Source organism: Streptomyces sp. 15-116A (assembly GCF_025290915.1).
Classification (GTDB): domain Bacteria; phylum Actinomycetota; class Actinomycetes; order Streptomycetales; family Streptomycetaceae; genus Streptomyces.
This window is the reverse complement of the sequence record NZ_JAOCQE010000420.1, coordinates 1-3892: the sequence shown is the minus strand read 5'-3', so window position 1 is coordinate 3892 and position 3892 is coordinate 1. Positions and strand designations below refer to the sequence as shown.

The 3892-nt window shown below is 75.6% G+C and carries 2 protein-coding genes; both read left to right on the top strand.

What is annotated here, in order from left to right:
• Positions 1-2560 (top strand): DEAD/DEAH box helicase (locus tag N4P33_RS33620; protein ID WP_260830719.1); only part of this gene is annotated, 2560 nt, incomplete at its 5' end.
• Positions 2557-3892 (top strand): SWIM zinc finger family protein (locus N4P33_RS33615; protein WP_260830718.1); only part of this gene is annotated, 1336 nt, incomplete at its 3' end. The genes N4P33_RS33620 and N4P33_RS33615, both read left to right, overlap by 4 nt.

Below are 3892 nucleotides of genomic sequence, written 5' to 3'. Positions count from 1 at the left end.
GGGCGCGGCCGCGCTGCACGCGCTGCGGCTCACCGCGCGCGGCAGGCTGCTTCCCGGTCTCACGGCCACGGAACACGACGCCTGGCGCGCCGGCCCGCTCGACCCGGCCGACGTGGCGCATCTGCGTGCCGTCGCCGCCGCCCTGCCGTACGAGGGCCACGCCGTGCCGCTGCCGGGATCCGGCCCTCTCCGCCTGCCCCGGCCGGAGGCGCTGGTGCGCGCCTTCCTGGACGCCGTCGCCGACACGCTGCCCCGCACCCCGGCCGCGCCCTACGCCTCCGGGCTGCCGTTCGCGGCGCGAGCGCCCCAGCGGCTGCCGCACGCGCGTGACTGGGCCGCCGAGGTGGCCGCCGGCATGGACGCGGGTGTGCGGATCTCGCTGCGCCTCGACCTCTCCGCGTACGACCTCTTCGACTCCGACGGAGCCGAGGCCGAGGGTGCGTCCGCCGGTGCGCGCAGTGCGGGCGCGGCGATCGTGCAGGTGCACAGCCTCGCCGACCCCACCCTGGTGGCCGACGCGGCGGCCCTGTGGGCGGGGGAGGCCGACAGCGCGTTCGGCCCCCGCGCGCGGGTCGACACCGCTCTCGCGGTCCGCCGGGCGGCCCGCGTCTGGCCACCGCTGGACCGGCTCTCCGACCAGGACGTGCCCGATGTGCTGGCCCTGTCCGAGGAGGAGTTGTCCGAGCTGCTGGGCGTGGCGGCGACGCGGCTCGCCGCGGCCGGGGTCGGCGTGCACTGGCCGCGCGACCTCGCCCAGGACCTCACCGCCACGGCGGTGGTCCGCCCGGCCCCCGGTTCGGCGAAGGACGGCACCGGCTTCTTCGAGAGCGAGGACCTGCTGCGCTTCGGCTGGCAGCTCGCGCTCGGCGGGGACCCGCTCACCGACGCGGAGATGGACGCGCTCGCCGAGGCGCACCGTCCGATCGTGCGGCTGCGCGACCAGTGGGTGCTCGTCGACCCGGCGCTCGTGCGCAAGGCCCGCAAACGGGACCTGGGCCTGCTCGACCCGGTCGACGCGCTGTCCGTCGCGCTCACCGGCAGCGCGGAGGTCGACGGCGAGACGGTCGAGGCGGTGCCGGTCGGCACGCTGGCCGCCCTCCGCGACCGCCTCACCGCCGGAGTGCGCCCCGCCGAACCGCCGCCCGGCCTCGCCGCCACCCTGCGCGACTACCAGCTCAGGGGCCTGGCCTGGCTCGACCTGATGACCTCCCTCGGACTCGGGGGCTGCCTCGCCGACGACATGGGCCTCGGCAAGACCATCACCCTCATCGCGCTGCACCTGAAACGCGCCCGCACGGAACCGACCCTGGTCGTCTGCCCCGCCTCGCTGCTCGGCAACTGGCAGCGGGAGATCACCCGGTTCGCGCCCGGTGTCCCCGTACGCCGCTTCCACGGCCCGGACCGCACTCTGGACGATCTGGACGGCGGCTTCGTCCTCACCACCTACGGCACGATGCGCTCGGCCGCGCCCACCCTGGCCGCCCAGCGCTGGGGCATGCTCGTCGCCGACGAGGCACAGCACGTCAAGAACCCCCACTCGGCGACGGCGAAGGCGCTGCGCACGATTCCCGCACCCGCGCGCGTGGCCCTGACCGGCACACCCGTCGAGAACAACCTCTCCGAACTGTGGGCCCTCCTCGACTGGACCACCCCCGGCCTGCTCGGCCCGCTGAAGTCCTTCCGCGCCCGGCACGCGCGCGCGGTGGAGACCGGCGAGGACGAGGAGGCCGTGCGGCGCCTCGCCCGGCTGGTGCGCCCCTTCCTGCTGCGCCGCAAGAAGTCCGACCCCGGGATCGTCCCCGAACTGCCGCCCAAGACCGAGACGGACCACCCCGTCCCGCTCACCCGTGAACAGGTCGCGCTGTACGAGGCGGTGGTGCGCGAGTCGATGCTCGCCATCGAGACCGCCCAGGGCATGGGCCGACGGGGCCTGGTGTTGAAGCTGCTGACCTCGCTGAAGCAGATCTGCGACCACCCCGCGCTGTACCTCAAGGAGGACCACTCGGGCGCCGGCCCGGACCGGCTCGCGGCCCGCTCGGGCAAACTCGCCCTCCTCGACGAACTGCTGGACACCCTCCTCGCCGAGGACGGCTCCGCCCTCGTCTTCACCCAGTACGTCGGCATGGCCCGCCTGATCACCACCCACCTGACGGAGCGCGCGGTCCCGGTCGACCTGCTGCACGGCGGTACGCCGGTACCCGAGCGCGAACGCATGGTGGACCGCTTCCAGAGCGGGGCCACCCCGGTCCTCGTCCTCTCCCTCAAGGCCGCCGGCACCGGCCTGAACCTGACCCGCGCGGGCCACGTCGTCCACTTCGACCGCTGGTGGAACCCGGCGGTCGAGGAGCAGGCCACCGACCGCGCCTACCGCATCGGCCAGACCCAGCCGGTCCAGGTCCACCGCCTCATCACCGAGGGCACCGTCGAGGACCGCATCGCCGAGATGCTCCACTCCAAGCGCGCCCTCGCCGACGCGATCCTCGGCTCCGGCGAGTCCGCCCTCACCGAACTGACCGACCGCGAACTCTCCGACCTCGTCTCCCTCCGGAGCCCCTCATGACCCCCCGCCCCTCGGACCAGGCCCGCGAGGCACTGCGCGCGGCGCGGGAGCGGGAGAACACCGAGCCGCGTCAGCCGACGGGGAATCCGGCGCCCGGGCAGCAGGGCCCCGCCGAAGCGGCCCGCGAGGCTCTGCGCCAGGCGCTGCGAGCGCGAAGCGGCCAGGGGGCGGGGAGCGGCGAGGCGGCGACGGACGAGCTGACGGCTACCGGCGACACCCCTGCGGTGACTCCCGACGACGGTGGCACCCCGGCCGAAGCTCGGAACGCGCCCGACGCCCTCGGAGGAGGCCAGGACGGAGGGAAGGGCGGGCATCCCGTACACCGGCCCGGTGACCTCGCGCGGGAGGCGCTGCGGTCGGCCCGGGCGGAGGCACAGCGGGCGCGCGCAGCGGCCGAGCGGCATGGCGCCGGCGACACGAAGCAGCGCAGGAGGTCCACGCCTCCGGCCCCGTCACGGATGCCCCGTACGGCGGGGGCCGACCGTGCCGAAGCCGAGGTACGGGCGCGTGCGGTGCGGGACATGCTCGCCGACGCCTTCCGCATGCCCGACGCCGCGGACGCGCCGGACAGGGGCACCGACGACAACGTCCCTACGAGCAGCGAGGTCCGTTCGAGCTCAGCCCGCACCGCCCCCACTGCCCCCACAGGCCCCTCCGGCTCGTCCGGAGCCCGGCAGGCCGCCGCCCCACGGTCCATGGCCGCCCCCGCCCGCGACTCCGACCTCCGTCGCACCTTCCCCGCCTTCCCGCCCCGCTCCTCGGGCAGTGAGACATTCGCCGAGACCTGGTGGGGCAACGCCTGGGTCACCGCGCTGGAGGAGGGTGCCCTGGATGCCGCGCGGCTGGCGCGGGGGCGGGGGTACGCGGAGCAGGGGAACGTCGACGCGATCACGGTGACCCCGGGGCTCGTGCTCGCCTATGTCCAAGGGAGCCGTCCCCGGCCGTACCGCGTACAGGTGCGCTTGCGTACGTTCTCGGACGCCGACTGGGAGCGGTTCCTGGACGCCGCGGCCGACCGGCCGGGGCACATCGCGGCCCTGCTGGACAAGGAGATGCCCCAGTCGCTCGCCGACTGCGGCGTCCCCCTGCTGCCCGGCCCCGGCGACCTCGATCCGCACTGCAGCTGCCCCGACCGGGGCCACCCCTGCAAGCACGCCGCCGCCCTGTGCTACCAGACCGCCCGGCTGCTCGACGCCGACCCGTTCGTGCTGCTCCTGCTGCGCGGCCGGGGCGAGCGGACGGTGATCGACGCCCTGTCCCGCCGCAGCGCCACCCGCGCGGCCCGCGCCGCCCAGGACAAGGAACCGCAGCCGCTGCCGGGCGTACGGGCGA